Genomic DNA, 21,330 nt, shown 5'->3' with positions numbered 1-21,330 from the left:
CGCCATGAGAGTCGGCGCGGTGATCATCACCATGGGCAACCGCCCCGACGAACTGCGCGCCCTCGTCGACTCGATCGCCAAACAGGAGGGCGACCCGGTCGAGGTCGTCGTGGTCGGCAACGGCTCGCCCGTCCCCGACCTCCCCGAGGGCGTACGGAGCATCGAACTGCCCGAGAACCTCGGCATCCCCGGCGGACGCAACGTCGGAATCGAGGCGTTCGGCCCGGCCGGCGGCGACGTCGACATCCTGATGTTCCTGGACGACGACGGCCTCCTCGGCCACCAGGACACCGCCGAACTGTGTCGCCGTGCCTTCACCGACGACCCGGAACTCGGCATCATCAGCTTCCGCATCGCCGACCCCGACACCGGCATCACCCAGCGCCGCCATGTGCCCCGCCCGGGCACCACGGACCCGATGCGCAGCTCCCGCGTCACCAGTTTCCTGGGCGGCGCCAACGCCGTCCGCACCAAGGTCTTCGCCGAAGTGGGCATCCTCCCCGAGGAGTTCTTCTACGCCCACGAGGAGACCGACCTGGCCTGGCGGGCCCTCGACGCGGGCTGGATGATCGACTACCGGGCCGACATGCTGCTCTACCACCCCACGACCGCGCCCTCCCGGCACGCGGTCTACCACCGCATGGTCGCCCGCAACCGGGTCTGGCTGGCCCGCCGCAACCTTCCCGCCCCCCTCGTACCCGTGTACCTGGGGGACTGGCTGCTCCTCACACTCCTCCGAAGGCCCTCCCGCCCGGCGCTCAGAGCCTGGTGGGGCGGGTTCAAGGAGGGCCTGACCACCCCGTGCGGACCCCGCCGGCCCATCCGGTGGCGTACGGTGTGGCGGCTGACCCGACTGGGCCGCCCACCGGTGATCTGACAAGCTCTCCCTGAGAGCCCCGCGAGCCGACCGGATCCCGGTCACGGCCCGCGCTCTGCCCCGTTCAGCTGCGCATATTGAAGACGAAAGTTTCCATTTGTGAGTGAGACAACGCATGACGGCGGTGTCGCGGTGAGCGACCGACCGTCACCCGACGACGGCCTCTCCGCGGCCGGACTCGCCGCGAAGTACGGGCTCGCCGTGAGCGGCGCCCGTCCCCGACTCGTCGAGTACGTCCGCCAGTTGTGGGGACGGCGTCACTTCATCCTCGCCTTCTCGCAGGCGAAACTGACCGCCCAGTACAGCCAGGCCAAGCTCGGCCAGCTGTGGCAGGTGGCCACACCGCTGCTGAACGCGGCCGTGTACTTCTTCATCTTCGGCGTGATCCTCGAAGCCGACCGAGGCATGCCCCGCGAGGTGTACATCCCGTTCCTCGTCACGGGCGTCTTCGTGTTCACCTTCACGCAGAGCTCGGTGATGGCGGGCGTCCGCGCGATCTCCGGCAACCTGGGCCTGGTGCGCGCCCTGCACTTCCCGCGCGCCGCCCTGCCGGTCTCCTTCGCGCTGCAGCAGCTCCAGCAGCTGCTCTTCTCGATGATCGTGCTGTTCGTGGTGGCGGTCGGCTTCGGCAGCTACCCCAAGGCGTCCTGGCTGCTGATCGTCCCGGCGCTGGTCCTCCAGTTCCTCTTCAACACCGGCCTCGCGCTGATCATGGCCCGGTGGGGCGCGTCCACCCCGGACCTCGCCCAGCTGATGCCGTTCGTGATGCGTACGTGGATGTACGCGTCCGGCGTGATGTTCTCCATCCCGGTCATGCTCGCCGACAAGCCCCAGTGGCTCGCCGACGTCCTCCAGTGGAACCCCGCCGCCATCTACATGGACCTGATGCGCTTCGCGCTCATCGACGGCTACGGCTCGGAGAACCTGCCGCCGCACGTCTGGGCGGTCGCGGGCGGCTGGGCCGCGCTCCTCGCCGTCGGCGGCTTCGTGTACTTCTGGAAGGCGGAGGAGAGGTACGGCCGTGGCTGACCCGATTCCCGGGGACAAGATCCCCACTGTCATCGCGGACGAACTCCACATCGTCTACCGCGTCAACGGCGCCAAGACCGGCAAGGGCAGCGCCACCTCCGCCCTCAGCCGCATCGTCAAGCGCGGCGAGTCACCCGGCGTACGCAAGGTGCACGCCGTACGGGGCGTCTCCTTCACCGCCTACCGCGGTGAGGCCGTCGGCCTGATCGGCTCCAACGGCTCCGGCAAGTCGACCCTGCTGCGTGCCATCGCCGGGCTGCTCCCCGCCGAGAAGGGGCACGTGTACACGGACGGGCAGCCCTCCCTCCTCGGCGTCAACGCCGCTCTGATGAACGACCTCACGGGCGAACGGAACGTCATATTGGGCGGCCTCGCGATGGGTATGTCCCGCGAGGAGATCAAGGAGCGCTACCAGCAGATCGTCGACTTCTCGGGCATCAACGAGAAGGGCGACTTCATCACCCTGCCGATGCGCACCTACTCCTCCGGCATGGCGGCGCGGCTGCGGTTCTCCATCGCCGCCGCCAAGGACCACGACGTACTGATGATCGACGAGGCACTGGCGACCGGCGACCGCTCCTTCCAGAAGCGCTCCGAGGAACGCATCCGCGAGCTGCGCAAGCACGCGGGCACGGTGTTCCTCGTCAGCCACAACAACAAGTCCATCCGCGACACCTGCGACCGCGTCCTGTGGCTCGAACGCGGCGAACTGCGCATGGACGGGCCGACGAACGAGGTGCTCAAGGAGTACGAGAAGTTCACCGGCAAGTAGTCGGGAAGCCCAGCGGTGATCAGCCGGGCGAATCGGGGCCCCGCCGGAACTGTTCCGGCGGGGCCCTGCGTCTGCAAAGGAAACGTCAACTCCGGCCCGCCCCAGGAATCTTGACGCCAATCGGTTCGTTCTTGTGATGCGCAGGACACCCCGACGGACCATGCCGCGTTGTACAACGTAAGCTGTACCAGTGCTGAATCGCGGCAAGTAGGGCGATACCGCGCGACACCCGGCATCGGACCGCCGCGCGGACGGCTGGGCGGCGTGTCCGAAATAGTGCCCATTGGGTCAGCAGTGTAGAACGGGAGATGTGACGGCGATGGCTACGGAAACTCCCCAGCTCCCCACAGCGTGTGCCGTCCCCGCCCCGGGCAGTGAACGGTGACGGCAACCGGCCATGCGCGTGCCGGTGACACGGAGCGCGGCACGCTCGACAAGGCCGCGGACGAGAACTTCCCCGTGGCACCCTTCTTTTTGCCCAAGGCCTGGCGCACCGACCTCATGGCCGTCTACGGCTTCGCCCGCCTCGTCGACGACATCGGCGACGGCGACCTGGCCCCCGGCGGCGCCGACGCCCGGCTGCTCGGCGTCGCCCCCGAAGCGGCCGACGACCGGCTCGCCCTCCTCGACGCCTTCGAGACCGACCTGCGCAGAGTCTTCGACGGCACCCCGCACCACCCCCTCCTGCGCCGGCTCCAGCCGACGGTGCGCCGCCGCGCCCTCACCCCCGAGCCGTTCCTCGGCCTGATCGCCGCCAACCGCCAGGACCAGCTGGTCAAGCGGTACGAGACGTACGACGACCTCCTCGCCTACTGCGAGCTGTCCGCCAACCCCGTCGGCCGCCTCGTCCTCGCCGTCACCGGCACCGCGACGCCCGAGCGGATCCGCCGTTCCGACGCCGTGTGCACGGCCCTCCAGATCGTCGAACACCTCCAGGACGTCGCCGAGGACCTCGGCCGCGACCGGATCTATCTGCCCGCCCAGGACATGAAGCGCTTTCACGTCCAGGAGGCGGATCTCGCCGTCCCCACCGCAGGAGCGTCGGTGCGCGCACTGATCGCATACGAAGCGGAACGCGCCCGTGACCTGCTGAATGAAGGCACCCCCCTAGTGGGTAGCGTCCACGGCAGGCTGAAGCTGCTGCTCGCGGGTTTCGTGGCGGGGGGAAAGGCGGCAATCCAAGCGATCGCCGCCGCCGAATACGACGTACTTCCCGGCCCGCCCAAGCCCGGCAGGATCCAGTTGCTGCGCCAGGTGGGCACAACCCTGCGAGGAGAGGGGTGATCCGGACCGTGGAGTCGGAACCACACGTGTCCGCACCGGTACTCGCCGCTTACACCTACTGCGAGTCCGTCACCGGGCAGCAGGCCCGCAACTTCGCGTACGGCATCAGACTGCTGCCGACGCCGAAGCGGCGCGCCATGTCCGCCCTGTACGCGTTCTCGCGGCGCGTCGACGACATCGGTGACGGCACACTGGCCCCCGAGGTCAAGGCGGCACGGCTGGAGGACACCAGAGCACTGCTCACCCGGGTGCGCGAGGGCGCGGTCGAAGAGGACGACACCGATCCCGTCGCGGTCGCCCTCAGTCACGCGGGGACGCACTTCCCGATCCCGCTCGGCGGCCTCGACGAACTCATCGACGGCGTCGTGATGGACGTACGCGGTGAGACCTACGAGACGTGGGACGACCTGAAGGTCTACTGCCGCTGTGTGGCCGGGGCCATCGGGCGGCTGTCCCTGGGTGTGTTCGGCACGGAGAGGGGCGCGCGGGGAGCGGAACGCGCCTCGGAGTACGCCGACACGCTGGGGCTCGCGCTCCAGCTCACCAACATCCTGCGGGACGTCCGCGAGGACGCCGAGGGCGGGCGGACCTATCTGCCTTCCGACGACCTCGCCAAGTTCGGCTGCTCGGCCGGGTTCAGCGGGCCGAACCCGCCGGAGGGCTCCGACTTCGCGGGCCTCGTCCACTTCGAAGTACGGCGCGCCCGCGCCCTGTTCGCCGAGGGCTACCGGCTGCTGCCCATGCTCGACCGACGCAGCGGCGCCTGTGTCGCCGCCATGGCCGGCATCTACCGACGGCTCCTCGACCGCATCGAGCGCGAGCCGGAGGCGGTGCTGCGCGGCCGGGTCTCGCTGCCCGGACGCGAGAAGGCGTACGTCGCGGTGCGCGGCCTGTCCGGTCTGGACGCCAGGCATGTCTCCCGGTGGACCGTCAGGAGGCGGGCCTGATGGACAATTCGGCCCAAGGTGATGTGACCGAGGCGAAACGGCGCGCAACCCTCCGGTCGGGGACGGCGTCCCTGACTTCAACGGCCTGCCGTGCGGCGTTCATCCGGCGCGGCGGGCGCACAGGGGGGAGTGCGCGATGAGCGACGGTACGCAGCCCGGAGAACGTCCGGGCCACCACGGCGAGAAGAGCGCCGTGGTGGTCGGCGGCGGACTGGCGGGCATCACCACGGCACTGTCCCTGGCCGACGCCGGGGTCCGCGTCACACTGCTCGAAGGCCGGCCGCGGCTCGGCGGGCTCGCCTTCTCCTTCCAGCGCGACGGACTCACCGTCGACAACGGCCAGCATGTGTACCTGCGTTGCTGCACCGCCTACCGCTGGTTCCTCGACCGCATCGACGCAGCCGAACTCGCCCCGGTGCAGGCACGTCTCGACGTGCCGGTCGTCGACGTGGCGAAACCCGCCGGTCGGCGCCTGGGCAGACTTCGGCGCGATCCGCTGCCCGTACCTCTGCATCTCGGGCGCAGCCTGGCCACGTATCCGCACCTCTCGCTCGCGGAGCGCGCCAGAGTAGGGCGTGCCGCACTCGCGCTCAAGGCGCTGGACCTCGCGGATCCGGCGCTGGACGCACAGGACTTCGGCAGCTGGCTGGCCGCGCACGGTCAGTCGCCGCGTGCCGTCGAGGCACTGTGGGACCTGGTGGGGGTCGCCACCCTCAACGCGGTGGCCGGGGACTCGTCCCTCGGGCTCGCCGCGATGGTGTTCAAGACCGGTCTGCTGTCCGACCCGGGCGCGGCCGACATCGGCTGGGCGCGCGTCCCGCTGGGCGAACTGCACGACACTCTGGCCCGCAAGGCGCTCGACTCCGCGGGCGTGCGTACCGAAGTCCGTACACGCGTCACCTCCATCCAACACAACGAGAACGGCCGTTGGACCGTTGAGGTTCCCGGCGAGACGCTCGACGCGGATGTCGTCGTGCTCGCCGTGGCTCAGCAGGAGGCGCACGATCTGCTGCCCCAGGGTGCGCTCGACGCTCCCGAGCGGCTGCTGGAGATCGGCACCGCGCCGATCCTCAACGTGCATGTGGTGTACGACCGGAAGGTGCTGAGCACGCCGTTCCTCGCGGCGCTCGGCAGCCCGGTGCAGTGGGTGTTCGACCGGACCGAGGCGTCCGGGCTCGGCGGCGACGGCCAGTACCTGGCGCTGTCGCAGTCGGCCGCGCACGACGAGATCGACGAACCCGTGGCTGCGCTGCGCGAGCGGTATCTGCCGGAGCTGGAACGGCTGTTGCCCCGCGCGCGGGGCGCCGAAGTTCGGGACTTCTTCGTCACCCGGGAGCGGACAGCGACGTTCGCCCCCACCCCCGGCGTCGGACGGCTGCGGCCCGGCGCCCGCACCAAAGCCCCCGGCCTGTACCTGGCCGGTTCGTGGACCGCCACGGGGTGGCCCGCGACCATGGAGAGTGCGGTCCGCAGCGGCGTCAGTGCGGCCGGCGCCGCGCTGGGCGCCCTGGGCCGGCCCCGCCACCACCTCTTCGACGTCGAGGAGGCAGCGTGATGCTCGATCATCCGCAGGCGACGGGGCTCCGCACCCCCAGCACCGCATCTAGAGGAGAGACTGTGCCCACTGTGCCCCCGGCCCCGAAGGCTGCCGACGTAGTGGACGTGACCGCGCTCCTGGAGCGCGGCCGGACCCTGGCCACTCCGGTGCTGCGGACGGCGATCGACCGTCTCGCGGCTCCCATGGACACCGTCTCCGCCTACCACTTCGGCTGGATCGACGCCCAGGGCAGGCCCGCGGCCGGCGACGGCGGCAAGGCCGTACGCCCCGCGCTCGCCGTCCTGTCCGCCGAGGTCACCGGCGCCGCACCCGAGGTCGGCATCCCCGGCGCGGTCGCCGTCGAGCTGGTGCACAACTTCTCGCTGCTGCACGACGACCTGATGGACGGCGACGAACAGCGCCGCCACCGCGACACGGTCTGGAAGGTGCACGGCCCCGCCCAGGCGATCCTCGTCGGCGACGCCCTGTTCGCGCTGGCCAACGAGATCCTCCTGGAACTCGGCACAGTTGAGGCAGGCCGCGCCACCCGTCGCCTCACCACCGCGACCCGCGCCCTCATCGACGGCCAGGCGCAGGACATCTCCTACGAGCACCGCGACCGCGTCAGTGTCGAGGAGTGCCTGGAGATGGAGGGCAACAAGACCGGCGCCCTGCTCGCCTGCGCCAGCTCCATCGGCGCGGTCCTCGGTGGCGCGGACGACCGCACCGCCGACACCCTGGAGAAGTACGGCTACCACCTCGGCCTGGCCTTCCAGGCCGTCGACGACCTCCTCGGCATCTGGGGCGACCCGGAGGCCACCGGCAAGCGGACCTGGAGCGACCTGCGCCAGCGCAAGAAGTCCCTGCCCGTCGTCGCCGCCCTCGCGGCGAGCGGCCCGGCCGCCGAGCAACTCGGCGAACTCCTCGCCGCCGACGCGAAGAGCAGCGACTTCGAGAACTTCTCCGAGGAGGAGTTCGCCGTCCGCGCCGCCCTGATCGAACAGGCGGGCGGCCGGGAGTGGACCGCCGAGGAGGCGCGCCGGCAGCACACCATCGCCGTCGACGCACTGAACGCCATCGACATGCCCGACCGGGTGCGTGCGCAGTTCACGGCGCTCGCCGACTTCGTCGTCGTACGAAAGAGATGATCACTATCGGTCGAATAAGCCTCGCGTAGTCGCCGGCCGGCGCCGCCTTCAGCGGCGCACCGGCCGACGGCGGACCCACAGCAGAGACATCCACTGCACGAAGGGGAAGCCATGACAGCGACGACCGACGGAAGCACCGGGGCACTGCCGCCCCGCGCTGCCTCGGCCAGCGAAACCGACACCGACACCAACGCCCCAGTGGCGGCAGGGGTTCATGATGCCGCCGCACGTGCCGTCAGGCGCGCCACCGAACATCTGCTCGCGCGTCAGGACGCCCAGGGCTGGTGGAAGGGCGACCTCGAGACCAACGTCACGATGGACGCCGAGGACCTGCTGCTCCGTCAGTTCCTGGGCATCCGCGACGAACAGACCACCCAGGCAGCCGCGTTGTTCATCCGCGGCGAGCAGTGCGACGACGGCACCTGGGCCACCTTCTACGGCGGACCCGCCGAACTCTCCGCCACCATCGAGGCGTACGTCGCCCTGCGGCTGGCCGGGGACGCCCCGGACGCGCCGCACATGGCGAAGGCGTCCGCCTGGATCCGGGACCGGGGAGGCATCGCCGCCGCCCGGGTCTTCACCCGGATCTGGCTGGCGCTGTTCGGCTGGTGGAAGTGGGACGACCTACCCGAACTCCCGCCGGAACTCATCTACTTCCCGAAGTGGATGCCGCTCAACATCTACGACTTCGGCTGCTGGGCCCGGCAGACCATCGTGCCGCTCACCATCGTCAGCGCCAAGCGCCCGGTCCGTCCGGCGCCCTTTCCGCTCGACGAGCTGCACACCGACCCCGCGGTACCCAACCCGGGCAAGTCCCTTGCCGCGCTGGTGAGTTGGGACGGCGCCTTCCAGCGGCTCGACAAGGCCCTGCACGGCTACCGCAAGGTCGCGCTGCGCAGGCTGCGCAAGGCGGCCATGAACGCCGCCGCCCGCTGGATCATCGAGCGCCAGGAGAACGACGGCTGCTGGGGAGGCATCCAGCCGCCCGCCGTCTACTCGGTGATCGCCCTGCACCTGCTCGGCTACGACCTCGAACACCCCGTCATGCGGGCCGGGTTGGAGTCCCTGGACCGCTTCACGGTGTGGCGCGAGGACGGGGCCCGGATGATCGAGGCCTGTCAGTCGCCGGTGTGGGACACCTGCCTCGCGGTCATCGCCCTCGCCGACGCGGGTGTGCCCGCCGACCACCCCCAACTGGTCAAGGCCGCCGACTGGATGCTGGGCGAGCAGATCGTCCGGCCCGGCGACTGGTCCGTACGCCGGCCCGAACTGCCGCCGGGTGGCTGGGCGTTCGAGTTCCACAACGACAACTACCCCGACATCGACGACACCGCCGAGGTCGTCCTCGCGTTGCGTCGGGTCCGGCACCACGATCCGGAGCGGGTCGAGAAGGCCATCGGGCGCGGGGTCCGCTGGAACCTCGGGATGCAGTCGAAGAACGGCGCCTGGGGTGCCTTCGACGTCGACAACACCAGTCCGTTCCCCAACAAGCTGCCGTTCTGCGACTTCGGCGAGGTCATCGACCCGCCGTCCGCCGACGTCACCGCGCATGTCGTGGAGATGCTCGCCGTCGAGGGCATGTCCCACGATCCGCGCACCCGGCGCGGCATCGAGTGGCTGCTCGCCGAACAGGAGGCCGACGGCTCGTGGTTCGGGCGCTGGGGCGTCAACTACGTCTACGGCACCGGCTCGGTGGTGCCCGCACTGACCGCCGCGGGCCTGCCCACCGCGCATCCGGCGATCCGGCGCGCGGTGGACTGGCTGGAGAAGGTCCAGAACGACGACGGCGGCTGGGGCGAGGACCTGCGCTCCTACCAGGACAGCAAGGGCTGGAGCGGCCGGGGCGCCTCCACCGCCTCCCAGACGGCCTGGGCGCTGCTCGCCCTGCTGGCCGCCGGGGAGCAGGACTCCAAGGCCGTCGAACGCGGAGTCGAGTGGCTCGCCGCGACCCAGCTGCCGGACGGCTCCTGGGACGAGCCGTACTTCACCGGCACCGGCTTCCCCTGGGACTTCTCGATCAACTACCACCTCTACCGCCAGGTCTTCCCGCTCACCGCGCTCGGCCGGTACGTCCACGGAGAGCCGTTCGCCGAGTCGTTCGGCAAGGTCAAGGGGGGCTGATGGACAGGAAGCCCGAGCCGGCCCCGCTGCTGATCGCCTGCGCGCTCGGCATCGAACGGCTCGCCCTGCGCCGGGGCACGCGCGGCGACGGTCCCGTCACCGTGCTGCGTACGGGCATGGGGCCCGAGGCGGCCGAGGCGGCCGTCACCCGGGCCCTCGCCGACCCGGCGATGCGCGACGCCGTCGTGCTGGCCACGGGCTTCTGCGCGGGACTCGCACCCGGGATGCACCCCGGTGACCTGGTGGTCGCCGAGGAGACCCGGGACCCGCGCGGCGTCACCCGCTGTGACGGCGTCGAATTTCTCGTCAAGGAACTGGTGCGTGCCGTGCCCGGGCGCACCGTCCACACCGGCCCTCTCACCGGCTCCGACCACGTCGTACGAGGTCACGAGCGGTCGGATCTGCTCGCGACCGGCGCAATCGCGGTCGACATGGAGTCGGCGGCCACGCTTCACAGCGCCGGGCGCACGGGCGTGCGCCCGGTTGCGGCCGTACGGGTGGTCGTGGACGCTCCAGAACATGAACTCGTCCGGATCGGCACGGTACGCGGTGGAATATCGGCTTTCCGCGTTCTTCGTTCGGTCCTTCCAGCATTTGTCGAATGGCACCGTTCCTTGCTGCTCCCCAGGAGGTGAGTCAGATGGCCATGCCGCTCCGCCAGACCATCAAGATCGCTACATATTTGGCCGAACAGAAACTCCGCAAGCGGGACAAGTTCCCGCTGATCGTCGAACTCGAACCGCTCTACGCCTGCAACCTGGCGTGCGAGGGCTGCGGCAAGATCCAGCACCCGGCGGGTGTGCTCAAGCAGCGCATGCCGGTCGCCCAGGCCGTCGGAGCGGTGCTGGAGTCCGGGGCGCCCATGGTGTCCATCGCGGGCGGCGAACCCCTGATGCACCCTCATATCGACGAGATCGTGCGGCAGTTGGTGCAGAGGAAGAAGTACGTCTTCCTCTGCACCAACGCCATGCTGCTGCGCAAGAAGATGGACAAGTTCACGCCCTCGCCGTACTTCGCGTTCGCCGTGCACATCGACGGCCTGCGTGAGCGGCACGACCAGTCTGTCGCGAAGGAGGGGGTGTTCGACGAGGCTGTGGCCGCCATCAAGGAGGCCAAGAAGCGCGGTTTCCGGGTCACCACCAACTCGACCTTCTTCAACACCGACACCCCGCAGACCATCATCGAGGTGCTCAACTTCCTCAACGACGACCTCCAGGTCGACGAGATGATGATCTCGCCCGCCTACGCCTACGAGAAGGCCCCCGACCAGGAGCACTTCCTCGGCGTCGAGCAGACCCGCGAGCTGTTCAAGAAAGCTTTCGGCGGCGGCAACCGGCGACGCTGGCGGCTCAACCACTCCCCGCTCTTCCTGGACTTCCTGGAGGGCAAGGTCGACTTCCCGTGCACGGCGTGGGCGATCCCGAACTACTCGCTGTTCGGCTGGCAGAAGCCCTGCTACCTGATGAGCGACGGGTACGTGACCACGTACAAGGACCTCATCGAGAAGACCGACTGGGACTCCTACGGCCGCGGCAAGGACGACCGGTGCGCCAACTGCATGGCGCACTGCGGCTATGAGCCGACGGCCGTCATGGCCACCATGGGGTCCCTGAAGGAGTCGCTGCGAGCCATGCGCGAGACCGTCGCGGGAAACAGGGAGTGACGTCGTGACCGCCATCTCCTTGGGCGTCCCCGAGGTACCGGTCCGTCCGATCGCCGAGCGCCGGGTCTCCCGGCGCATCGAGGTCGGGCCGGTGGCGGTCGGGGGCGGGGCCCCGGTGTCCGTGCAGTCGATGACGACGACGCGTACGTCGGACATCGGCGCCACGCTCCAGCAGATCGCCGAACTCACCGCGTCCGGCTGCCAGATCGTCCGGGTCGCCTGCCCCACGCAGGACGACGCGGACGCCCTGGCGACGATCGCGCGCAAGTCGCAGATCCCGGTGATCGCCGACATCCACTTCCAGCCGAAGTACGTGTTCGCGGCCATCGAGGCCGGTTGCGCGGCCGTACGCGTCAATCCCGGCAACATCAAGCAGTTCGACGACAAGGTAAAGGAGATCGCGCGGGCCGCGAAGGAGCACGGCACGCCGATCCGGATCGGGGTCAACGCCGGTTCGCTGGACCGGAGGTTGCTCCAGAAGTACGGCAAGGCGACCCCGGAGGCGCTCGTCGAGTCGGCGCTGTGGGAGGCGTCGCTGTTCGAGGAGCACGGCTTCCGGGACATCAAGATCTCCGTCAAGCACAACGACCCGGTGATCATGGTGAACGCCTATCGGCAGCTCGCCGAACAGTGCGACTACCCGCTGCACTTGGGCGTCACCGAGGCCGGTCCCGCCTTCCAGGGGACCATCAAGTCGGCTGTCGCCTTCGGGGCGTTGCTCAGCGAGGGCATCGGGGACACCATCCGGGTCTCGCTGTCGGCGCCGCCCGCAGAGGAGGTCAAGGTCGGCATCCAGATCCTGGAGTCGCTGAACCTGCGGCAACGACGCCTTGAGATCGTGTCGTGTCCGTCCTGCGGGCGGGCCCAGGTCGACGTCTACAAGCTCGCCGACCAGGTTACAGCGGGCCTGGAGGGCATGGAAGTGCCGTTGCGTGTCGCCGTCATGGGGTGTGTGGTCAACGGCCCCGGCGAGGCACGGGAGGCGGACCTCGGCGTCGCCTCCGGCAATGGGAAGGGGCAGATCTTCGTGAAGGGCGAGGTCATCAAGACCGTGCCCGAGTCGAAGATCGTGGAGACCCTGATCGAGGAGGCGATGAAGATCGCCGAACAGATGGAGCAGGACGGCGTCGCGTCGGGGGAGCCGGCGGTCTCCGTGAGCTGAGCAGCAGCACGGGCTGACGAGTACGGAAGAAGAGGGGGCCCGAGCGTGACGATTCTGGAGAACATCCGGGGACCACGCGACCTGAAGGCGCTGTCCGAGGCGGAACTCGGTGAACTGTCCGACGAGATACGGGAGTTCCTGGTGCACGCGGTCGCCAGGACCGGCGGCCATCTCGGGCCCAATCTGGGGGTGGTGGAACTCTCCATCGCGCTCCACCGGGTCTTCGAGTCACCGGTCGACCGCATCCTGTGGGACACCGGCCACCAGAGCTACGTACACAAACTTCTGACGGGACGTCAGGACTTCTCCAAGCTGCGCGGCAAGGGTGGCCTGTCCGGCTATCCCTCGCGTGAGGAGTCCGAGCACGACGTCATCGAGAACAGCCACGCGTCCACCGCGCTCGGCTGGGCCGACGGGCTCGCCAAGGCCCGCCAGGTGCAGGGCGAGAAGGGGCATGTCGTCGCGGTGATCGGCGACGGCGCGCTCACCGGCGGGATGGCCTGGGAGGCGCTCAACAACATCGCGGCCGCGAAGGACCGGCCGCTGATCATCGTCGTCAACGACAACGAACGCTCCTACTCGCCGACCATAGGCGGCCTCGCCAACCATCTCGCGACCCTGCGGACGACGGACAGCTACGAGCAGGTGCTGGCCTGGGGCAAGGACGTACTGCTGCGCACCCCCCTCATCGGCAACACCATCTACGAGTCGCTGCACGGCGCGAAGAAGGGGTTCAAGGACGCGTTCGCGCCGCAGGGCATGTTCGAGGATCTGGGGCTGAAGTACGTCGGCCCGATCGACGGGCACGACATCGGGGCGGTGGAGTCCGCGCTGCGGCGCGCCAAGCGGTTCCACGGGCCCGTGCTCATCCACTGTCTGACGGAGAAGGGGCGCGGTTACGAGCCCGCGCGCTCGCACGAGGAGGACCACTTCCACACCGTCGGGGTGATGGACCCGCTCACCTGCGAGCCGCTCGCGCCCTCCAACGGGCCTTCCTGGACCTCGGTGTTCGGCGACGAGATCGTGCGGATCGGGGAGGAGCGGGACGACGTGGTCGCGATCACGGCGGCCATGCTGCATCCCGTGGGCCTCGGTAAGTTCGCCGAGCGGTTCCCGGATCGGGTCTGGGACGTCGGGATCGCCGAGCAGCACGCGGCCGTGTCGGCGGCGGGACTGGCGACAGGGGGTCTGCATCCCGTCGTCGCCGTGTACGCCACCTTCCTCAACCGTGCCTTCGACCAGTTGCTGATGGACATCGCACTGCACCGGTGCGGGGTGACGTTCGTGCTGGACCGCGCCGGCGTCACGGGAGTTGACGGAGCGTCACACAACGGGATGTGGGACCTGTCCATCCTCCAGGTCGTGCCCGGACTCCGCATCGCCGCCCCGCGTGACGCCGACCAACTCCGCGCCCAGCTGCGGGAGGCGGTGGCCGTCGACGACGCGCCCACGCTGATCCGGTTCCCCAAGGAATCGGTGGGGCCGGCGATCGAGGCGGTCGGACATATGGGCGGGATGCATGTGCTGCACCGGTCGGAGGAAGCTCCCGACGTGCTGCTCGTGGCCGTCGGGGTGATGGCGCCGGTGTGTCTGCAGGCCGCCGAGCTGCTGGAGGCGCGGGGCATCAACTGCACGGTCGTGGACCCGCGTTGGGTCAAGCCCGTCGACCCCGCGCTGCCGGGCCTCGCCGCCGAACACCGCATGGTGGCCGTCGTCGAGGACAACAGCCGCGCGTCCGGGGTCGGAGCGGCGGTCGCGCTGGCTCTCGGCGATGCCGATGTCGACGTGCCCGTACGGCGGTTCGGGATCCCGGAGCAGTTCCTCGCGCACGCCAAGCGCGGTGAGGTGCTCGCCGACATCGGCCTCACGCCCGTCGAGATCGCGGGACGGATCAGCGCCGGGCTGGCCGTCAGGAACGAGCTGTCCAAGGAAGAGCCGCCCAAGGGGAAGGCCAAGGAGAAACAGGAATGACGACCGCTGAACCCGGTTCCCCGTCGGGGGAGTTCGACCTCGGCGCGCTGCTGGCCGAGCGCGGCGCCGAACGCTACGAGCTGCACGCCAAGCACCTCAACCACCAGCTCCCGCGCATGCTGCACACCATCGGCTTCGACAAGGTCTACGAGCGGGCCGAGGGCGCGTACTTCTGGGACGCGGACGGCGACGACTACCTCGACATGCTCGCCGGGTTCGGGGTGATGGGCCTCGGCCGCCATCACCCCGTGGTCCGCAAGGCGCTGCACGACGTCCTCGACGCCCAGCTCGCCGACCTCACCCGCTTCGACTGCCAGCCACTGCCCGGGCTGCTCGCGGAGCGGCTCCTCACCCACAGCCCGCACCTGGACCGGGTGTTCTTCGGCAACAGCGGTACGGAGGCGGTGGAGACCGCGCTCAAGTTCGCCCGGTACGCCACTGGGAAGCCGCGCGTCCTCTACTGCTCGCACGCCTTCCACGGCCTGACCACTGGCTCTCTCTCCGTCAATGGCGAGGACGGCTTCCGGGACGGCTTCGCCCCGCTGCTGCCCGACACCGCCGTACCGCTCGGTGATCTCGACGCCCTGGCACGGGAGTTGAAGAAGGGCGACGTGGCCGCCCTGATCGTCGAGCCGATCCAGGGCAAGGGCGTGCACGAGGCACCGCCCGGATATCTGCGCGCAGCCCAGGAGTTGCTGCACAAGCACAAGGCGCTGCTCATCGCGGACGAGGTGCAGACCGGGCTCGGGCGGACCGGCGACTTCTACGCCTACCAGCACGAGGAGGGGGTCGAGCCCGACCTGGTGTGCGTGGCGAAGGCGCTGTCCGGCGGCTATGTGCCCGTCGGGGCCACGCTCGGCAAGGAGTGGATCTTCAAGAAGGTCTACTCGTCGATCGACCGCGTCCTCGTGCACTCGGCCAGCTTCGGGGGCAACGCCCAGGCCATGGCGGCGGGCCTCGCCGTGCTGTCGGTCATGGAGAACGAGCAGATCGTCGCCAACGCCCGGGCCACCGGGGACCAGTTGAGGTCCCGGCTGGCCGCGCTGGTCGACAAGTACGAGCTGCTGGCCGACGTACGCGGCCGGGGTCTGATGATCGGCATCGAGTTCGGGAAGCCCAAGTCGCTGGGGCTGCGCAGCCGTTGGACCATGCTCCAGGCGGCGCGCAAGGGGCTCTTCGCCCAGATGGTCGTCGTACCGCTGTTGCAACGGCACCGGATCCTCACCCAGGTCTCCGGCGATCACCTGGAGGTGATCAAGCTGATTCCGCCGCTGGTCGTCGGCGAACGGGAGGTGGACCGGTTCGTGGACGCCTTCACCGCCGTGATGGACGACGCGCACGGTGGGAGCGGCCTGATGTGGGACTTCGGAAAGACGCTGGTCAAGCAGGCGGTGGCCAATAGATAGCCTGTGAACAGGAGAGCGGTATTTGCCTCTGAGGCAAGAAGTTTGCCCCGGAGGCAAAACTGCGGCTGAATGGAGGGCATGAGCCTTCCCGAGGAGTCCGGGCCGGTCGAGGACCTGCCCGTCGTCGCACCGCAGCTCCGGGCGCTGCGTCGCAGGGCCGCCCTCACCCTGGAGGCGGCGGCCAGGGCCGCCGGGCTGTCGCCCGCACACCTCTCCCGCCTGGAGACCGGGCAGCGCCAGCCTTCCCTGCCGATGCTGCTCGGGCTAGCCCGTATCTACGGTACGACGGTCTCCGAACTGCTCGGTGAGACGGTCGCCGACCGGGACGCCGTCGTGCGCGCCGCCGACATGGAGCCGACGGCCGCCGGCGGCTGGTCGTACTGGCAGGCCGGTGCGTCCGGACGCGGAATGCAGGCGCTGCGCGTCCATGTGCCGTACGGGGCGCAGGGCGACATCGTGCGCGTCCACCCGGGCGAGGAGTGGCTGTACGTCCTCAAGGGGCGGCTGCGGCTGCGCCTCGGGGACACCGCGCACATCCTCGCGGCGGGAGACAGCGCGCACTTCGACTCGCTGACACCCCACCGCCTCGCCGCCGACGGCCGCGACGGCACCGACCTGCTCTTCGTCCACACCCTGCTGCAGAGCCCCACCGCCGCGCTCTGCCTCGGCCCGACCCCTGGAGTCACGCCATGACGGACATGGAAGAGAAGTTCCCCCGGGCACTGTGGGTCCGGCTGATCATCTACATCGCGGTCGGGCACGTCTTCGCCGCCTTCATCTACCTGCTGTTCGAGGTGGGCGCGAAGCAGTAGCCCGCACAGGCGGCGGGCTCAGTCGAGGAGCCGCTCGCGCAGCCGCTCCCGCGTCTCCGGGGAGACGCCCAGCCCCTGTGCCAGATAGCTGTCGACGCTGCCCCAGGTCTCCTCGACCGTCTCCATGGCCGTCGTCAGATACTCGGGCCGGGTGCCGAAGAGCGGGTTGAGCAGCTCCAGGACCTCGGGGCTGTAGACCTGGGCACCGGAGCCGTTGCGGCGCACCTTGTAACGGCGGTGCTGCGCGTTCGACTCCATGTAGTCGGCCACGATGGCATCGCGCTCCACCCCGACGGCCAGCAGCGTCACCGCGATGGACAGACCCGCGCGGTCCTTGCCGGCCGCGCAGTGCATCAGGGCCGGGACACTGTCCTCGGCCAGCGCGTGCAGCATCCGGGAGTGCTCGGCCGTGCGGTCCCGGATGATCTGGCGGTAGGAGTTGATCATCCGCTGCTCGCCCTTGCCGTCGGCCAGGAGGCTGCGCAGTTCGTCGAGATCGCCGTCCCGGACCATCTTCCAGAACTCCGCGCCGTGCGCCGGGTCGGACAGCGGGATGTTCACGTTGCGCACACCCGGCAGCTCGACGTCCTGTCCCTCCAGTTTGATGTCCGCCGCGTTGCGGAAGTCGAAGATCGTGTGCAGCCCGAGGGAGTCGAGGAAGGCCGCGTCCTCGTCGGTCGCGTGGGCGAGATGACCGCTGCGGAACAGCCGCCCGGGCGCCACCCGCCGGCCGTCCACGGTCGGCAGTCCGCCCACGTCACGGAAGTTTCGTACGCCGCCCAGCTCGGGCTCGGTCGACGGGACCTGCTGCGTCACGAGGGCTCCCTCCCACACCGCCCCGCGGACGCTGCTCGTCGACGGGCGCGCTTCGACGATACGACATGGGTGAACAGGCCAAGGAGTTTTCCACAGGCGTTGCCGTCGACGGCCGTGGCGCCGATGATGTTGAGACTTGGGCGTGCCTGTTCGAATCTGTGGGGACATGATGCTGGAAATCGCCGGAACCGGTCGTACGTGGCTTCTCTCGGGGCCCACGAGCAGTTACGCCGTCCATCTCACCGAGGACAACGAGCTGCTGCATCTGCACTGGGGCCCGCGGATCGCCCTGGCCGACGCGGAGGCGCTCGCCGTCCGTCCGCTGCCGGACTACTGGCCCTTCGAGTCCCCGCTCGACGGCCGCGAGGAGTACCCGGTCGAGGGCGGCCCCCGTTTCGTACGGCCCGCCCTGTCCGTGCGGACCGACGAGCGCCGGGGTACCGAGTGGCGGTTCGAGGCGTACGAGACCGAGGAGGACGAACTCCGGCTGACGTTCCGGGACACCGGGCTGGCCATCACGCTCCACTACCGGATGCGCCACGACGTGGTCGAGCGCTGGGTGACCCTCACCCATGACGCGCCCGACGGAACCGGCCCCCTGGAGCTGCTCCGCGCGGACTCCGCCACCTGGACGCTCCCCGACCGCGACGGCTGGCGCCTCTCCCAGCTGCACGGGCGGTGGGCCGCCGAGTCCCGGCTCGTGAGGACCGACCTCACCTACGGTGAGAAGGTCATCGGCAGCCGGCGCGGGCACACCGGGCATCAGCATCTGCCCTGGGTGGCGCTCGACACCGACGCGACCGAGGAACGCGGCGAGGTGTACGCGTGCGCGCTCGGCTGGTCCGGGTCCTGGCGGATCGCCGTCGCCCAACTGCCCGACGCGCGCGTGCAGATCACCGGCGGGGCGGGGTACGACGACTCCGGGCTGCTGCGGCTGTCGGCCGGGGAGTCCTTCGTCACGCCGGTCTTCGCGGGGCTGTGGACCGATGCCGGGCACGGTGGGGCGAGCCGGGCGTGGCACGCGTACCAGCGCGCGTTCGTCGTGCCGGACGCAGACCGGGACCGACCCGTGCTCTACAACTCCTGGGAGGCCACGGAGTTCGACATCTCCGAGGAGCAGCAGGGGACGCTGGCCCGGCGGGCCGCCGCGATCGGCGTCGAGCTGTTCGTCGTGGACGACGGCTGGTTCGGGACCCGCACCAGCGATCGGGCCGGCCTCGGCGACTGGACGCCCAACCCGGACCGTTTCCCGGCGGGGCTCAAGCCGCTCGCCGAGTATGTGCACGCCCTGGGGATGCGGTTCGGCATCTGGGTCGAGCCCGAGATGGTCAACCCGGACAGCGAGCTGTACCGCGCCCACCCCGACTGGGTGCAGTTCCAGCCGGGACGAAAGCGGACGGAGTCCCGCAATCAGCTCGTACTGAACCTCGCGCGCGAGGATGTCCGGCAGTACCTCTGGGAGCAGCTCGACGGGCTGCTCTCGAGCGCCCCGATCGACTATGTGAAGTGGGACTTCAATCGCTGCTTCACCGACGCCGGCTGGCCCGGCGAGGACTATCCGCAGCGCCTGTGGGTCGACCACGTGCACGGGCTGTACGCGCTGCTGGACCGACTGCGGGCCGCCCACCCGGACGTCGCCTTCGAGTCCTGCTCGGGCGGTGGCGGCCGGATCGACCTCGGTGTCCTCGCCCGTACGGACCAGGTGTGGACCTCCGACAACACCGACCCGCTCGACCGGCTCGCCATCCAGGAGGGCTTCAGCCAGATCCATCCGGCGCGGGTCATGGCCGCGTGGGTCACCGATAGCCCGAACACTCAGCTGAACGGCAGGGTCAGCTCGTTGCGGTTCAGGTTCGTCAGTGCGATGGCCGGGGTGCTCGGCGTCGGTGGCGACCTCACCACGTGGACAGAGGAGGAACTGGCCGAGGCGGGGGAGTGGGTGGGGCTGTACAAGGAGATCCGGCCCGTCGTGCAGCGCGGAGACCTCTACCGGCTGCGGCGGCCGACCGGCGGACTGAGTGCGGTGCAGTACGTGCTCGGTGACGACGCCGTCGTCCTCGCCTGGCTCCAGGCGCAGCACCACGGCGAGCCGGTACCGGCGCTGCGGCTGCGCGGACTTGACCCCTCGGCGACGTATGAATGCCGCGAAACGGGCGAAGTCCACCGAGGTGCCGTGTTGTTGCATCACGGGCTGCGGACCGGACTTAAGGGTGACCTCGATGCGGCAGTTATCCGGCTGCGTCGCATCTGATGCTTCTGCCCTATATGGACTCTATGGCGTCTTCGTTCCAACTCGCCTGGGAATAAAGGTTGCTGTGAATCGGGCGAGTGAGCAGCGTCATATTCGTGACCGTGTGTCGCCGTCATGTTCACGTAATTTCGGCGTGTTTTCAGGGAGTTCGAGAGGTGGAAAGATCCGGAATTCACGGACAGTGACCGGGAATTCTGGGGAGGACCACAGGAAACCTGTACACAGGGAACCTCAAGCTTGTTTCCGTGCGTCTTAGTCGCTTACGTTCGCCACCAATCCGGACGGACGCCCAATCCTGCCGCCGCCCGGAGCCCGCATCGAACACCCGACAACGGCAGGAGCGGGGGACCCACAGGTAGAACGCCTGTTCCGGTCTCTGGAACAGGCTTGGGGTTAAGTCACGTTCAGGCGTGGCCGGACATCTCCAGTCCGCACCCGACAGCTCACCTCGCAGGCGACGGAGAGGAATTCGTCATGCCCGCGAAGGGTAAGCACCGCCGTCCGAAGTCCCAGCGTTTCACCCGTTCGATAGCCGCTGCCGGAACCGGCGGAGCGGCTCTCGCCCTGCCGCTTCTGGGCGCCACCGGCGCCCATGCGGCCACGGCGGAGTCCACCGCCCAGTCCGTTTCGTCGCTTTCGGAATCGGCCAAGTCCGCATCGGCCGAGTCCGTTTCCGCGAAGACGGAAAAGGCCGGAAAGGCCGCCGCGTCCACGCCTTCCGCCGCCAAGAAGGCGAACGTCAGGACCTACTCGGTCCAGGCAGGCGACTACCTTTCGAAGATCGCCCAGGAGCAGAGCGTCAGCGGTGGCTGGCAGAAGCTCTACTCGGACAACCGGACCGTCATCGGCGCCGACCCGAGCCTGATCCACCCCGGTCTGAAGCTGACGATCGGCAAGAAGGCCGAGTCGACCTCTTCGTCTTCCTCTTCGTCTTCGGCGAAGTCGAAGTCGTCGTCCTCCTCGAAGTCGACCCAGACGGAGACGTCCAAGCCGGCCGCCGAGAGCGCGAAGGCCGACACCTCGACGACCGAGGCCGCCGACACCGGCAGCTCCAGCGGCTTCGCCCTCCCCGTGGCCGGTGCCAGCGTCGGCACCGCCTACCACGTGTCGGGCAGCATGTGGTCCAGCGGCTACCACACGGGCGTCGACTTCGTCGTCCCGACCGGCACCTCCCTCAAGGCTGTCGGCGCCGGCACGGTCGTCTCCGCGGGCTGGGGCGGCGCGTACGGCAACCAGGTCGTCATCAAGCTCGCCGACGGCTACTACGCCCAGTACGCCCACCTCTCGCAGCTCTCCGTCTCGGCCGGTCAGACCGTGACCGAGGGGCAGCAGGTCGGCCTCTCCGGTGCCACCGGCAACGTGACCGGACCGCACCTGCACTTCGAGATCCGCACCACTCCGGACTACGGCTCCGACGTGGACCCGATCGCCTACCTCCGCTCGAAGGGCGTCGCCGTCGGCTGACACGGAGTCTCCGAGGCAGCATCCGCCGAAGGCCGGACCCCGATCCCCGGGTCCGGCCTTCGGCGTGTCC

Annotated in this window: 19 protein-coding genes and 1 riboswitch; of the genes, 18 read left to right on the top strand and 1 reads right to left on the bottom strand. The window is 69.5% G+C overall.

Annotated features, from left to right (window positions below):
- The first annotated feature begins 4 nt into the window (after positions 1-4).
- The 16 genes from LUX31_RS05375 (at position 5) to LUX31_RS05300 (ending at position 16,729) form a co-directional block, all read left to right on the top strand.
- Positions 5-877, top strand: coding sequence for a glycosyltransferase family 2 protein (locus LUX31_RS05375; protein WP_235473495.1), 873 nt, complete (start codon positions 5-7; stop codon positions 875-877).
- A gap of 99 nt (positions 878-976) precedes the next feature.
- Positions 977-1,906, top strand: coding sequence for an ABC transporter permease (locus tag LUX31_RS05370; protein WP_235473493.1), 930 nt, complete (start codon positions 977-979; stop codon positions 1,904-1,906).
- A complete protein-coding gene (locus LUX31_RS05365) occupies positions 1,899-2,678 on the top strand; it encodes an ABC transporter ATP-binding protein (RefSeq protein WP_235473492.1) in 780 nt (259 codons plus the stop codon). Before LUX31_RS05370 ends, LUX31_RS05365 begins: the two co-directional genes overlap by 8 nt.
- A 381-nt stretch (positions 2,679-3,059) precedes the next feature.
- Positions 3,060-3,962, top strand: a complete 903-nt coding sequence (gene hpnC / locus LUX31_RS05360; RefSeq protein WP_235473490.1) for a squalene synthase HpnC — start codon at positions 3,060-3,062, stop codon at positions 3,960-3,962.
- Complete coding sequence (gene hpnD, locus LUX31_RS05355) at positions 3,959-4,909, top strand: presqualene diphosphate synthase HpnD (protein ID WP_235473488.1); 951 nt, start codon at positions 3,959-3,961, stop codon at positions 4,907-4,909. Before hpnC ends, hpnD begins: the two co-directional genes overlap by 4 nt.
- Positions 4,909-5,049: a DUF6380 family protein gene (locus LUX31_RS05350; protein WP_235473486.1), complete on the top strand. Its 141-nt coding sequence runs from the start codon at positions 4,909-4,911 to the stop codon at positions 5,047-5,049. Before hpnD ends, LUX31_RS05350 begins: the two co-directional genes overlap by 1 nt.
- The gene (gene hpnE / locus LUX31_RS05345) at positions 5,046-6,464 is read left to right on the top strand and encodes a hydroxysqualene dehydroxylase HpnE (protein WP_235473485.1); all 1,419 of its coding nucleotides are present in this window, start codon (positions 5,046-5,048) and stop codon (positions 6,462-6,464) included. The genes LUX31_RS05350 and hpnE overlap by 4 nt, the downstream gene beginning before the upstream one ends.
- A 62-nt stretch (positions 6,465-6,526) precedes the next feature.
- A complete protein-coding gene (locus tag LUX31_RS05340; RefSeq protein ID WP_235473483.1) occupies positions 6,527-7,594 on the top strand; it encodes a polyprenyl synthetase family protein in 1,068 nt (355 codons plus the stop codon).
- 111 nt (positions 7,595-7,705) lie between these two features.
- Complete coding sequence (gene shc / locus LUX31_RS05335; RefSeq protein ID WP_235473482.1) at positions 7,706-9,715, top strand: squalene--hopene cyclase; 2,010 nt, start codon at positions 7,706-7,708, stop codon at positions 9,713-9,715.
- Positions 9,715-10,350 (top strand): phosphorylase family protein, encoded by a 636-nt coding sequence (locus LUX31_RS05330; protein WP_235473480.1) that lies wholly within the window; start codon positions 9,715-9,717, stop codon positions 10,348-10,350. The genes shc and LUX31_RS05330 overlap by 1 nt, the downstream gene beginning before the upstream one ends.
- A 5-nt stretch (positions 10,351-10,355) precedes the next feature.
- A complete protein-coding gene (gene hpnH, locus LUX31_RS05325) occupies positions 10,356-11,378 on the top strand; it encodes an adenosyl-hopene transferase HpnH (protein WP_235473478.1) in 1,023 nt (340 codons plus the stop codon).
- Between the two features lie 4 nt (positions 11,379-11,382).
- Complete coding sequence (ispG, locus tag LUX31_RS05320) at positions 11,383-12,540, top strand: flavodoxin-dependent (E)-4-hydroxy-3-methylbut-2-enyl-diphosphate synthase (protein WP_235473476.1); 1,158 nt, start codon at positions 11,383-11,385, stop codon at positions 12,538-12,540.
- A gap of 45 nt (positions 12,541-12,585) precedes the next feature.
- Positions 12,586-14,511: a 1-deoxy-D-xylulose-5-phosphate synthase gene (gene dxs, locus LUX31_RS05315; RefSeq protein ID WP_235473474.1), complete on the top strand. Its 1,926-nt coding sequence runs from the start codon at positions 12,586-12,588 to the stop codon at positions 14,509-14,511.
- Positions 14,508-15,917: an aspartate aminotransferase family protein gene (locus LUX31_RS05310; RefSeq protein WP_235473473.1), complete on the top strand. Its 1,410-nt coding sequence runs from the start codon at positions 14,508-14,510 to the stop codon at positions 15,915-15,917. The genes dxs and LUX31_RS05310 overlap by 4 nt, the downstream gene beginning before the upstream one ends.
- Positions 15,918-15,986: 69 nt before the next feature.
- Positions 15,987-16,610: a helix-turn-helix domain-containing protein gene (locus tag LUX31_RS05305; RefSeq protein WP_235473471.1), complete on the top strand. Its 624-nt coding sequence runs from the start codon at positions 15,987-15,989 to the stop codon at positions 16,608-16,610.
- Positions 16,607-16,729, top strand: coding sequence for a DUF6126 family protein (locus tag LUX31_RS05300; protein WP_235473469.1), 123 nt, complete (start codon positions 16,607-16,609; stop codon positions 16,727-16,729). Before LUX31_RS05305 ends, LUX31_RS05300 begins: the two co-directional genes overlap by 4 nt.
- Positions 16,730-16,747: 18 nt before the next feature.
- On the opposite strand, the gene LUX31_RS05295 is transcribed toward LUX31_RS05300, so the two are convergent.
- A complete protein-coding gene (locus tag LUX31_RS05295; protein WP_235473468.1) occupies positions 16,748-17,545 on the bottom strand; it encodes a tyrosine-protein phosphatase in 798 nt (265 codons plus the stop codon).
- Between the two features lie 169 nt (positions 17,546-17,714).
- On the opposite strand from LUX31_RS05295, the gene LUX31_RS05290 reads away from it, so the two are divergent.
- Both LUX31_RS05290 and LUX31_RS05285 read left to right on the top strand, forming a co-directional pair.
- Positions 17,715-19,796, top strand: a complete 2,082-nt coding sequence (locus tag LUX31_RS05290; RefSeq protein ID WP_235479799.1) for an alpha-galactosidase — start codon at positions 17,715-17,717, stop codon at positions 19,794-19,796.
- Positions 19,797-20,108: 312 nt separating this feature from the next.
- A riboswitch (cyclic di-AMP (ydaO/yuaA leader) is annotated at positions 20,109-20,268 on the top strand.
- A 2-nt stretch (positions 20,269-20,270) separates the two neighbouring features.
- Positions 20,271-21,260, top strand: coding sequence for a M23 family metallopeptidase (locus LUX31_RS05285; RefSeq protein ID WP_235473467.1), 990 nt, complete (start codon positions 20,271-20,273; stop codon positions 21,258-21,260).
- Positions 21,261-21,330 lie beyond the last annotated feature (70 nt).

Source organism: Streptomyces sp. GQFP, assembly GCF_021545335.1.
Taxonomy (GTDB): domain Bacteria; phylum Actinomycetota; class Actinomycetes; order Streptomycetales; family Streptomycetaceae; genus Streptomyces.
The sequence above is the reverse complement of the archived record's forward strand: the minus strand, read 5'-3'. Positions and strand labels throughout refer to the sequence as shown.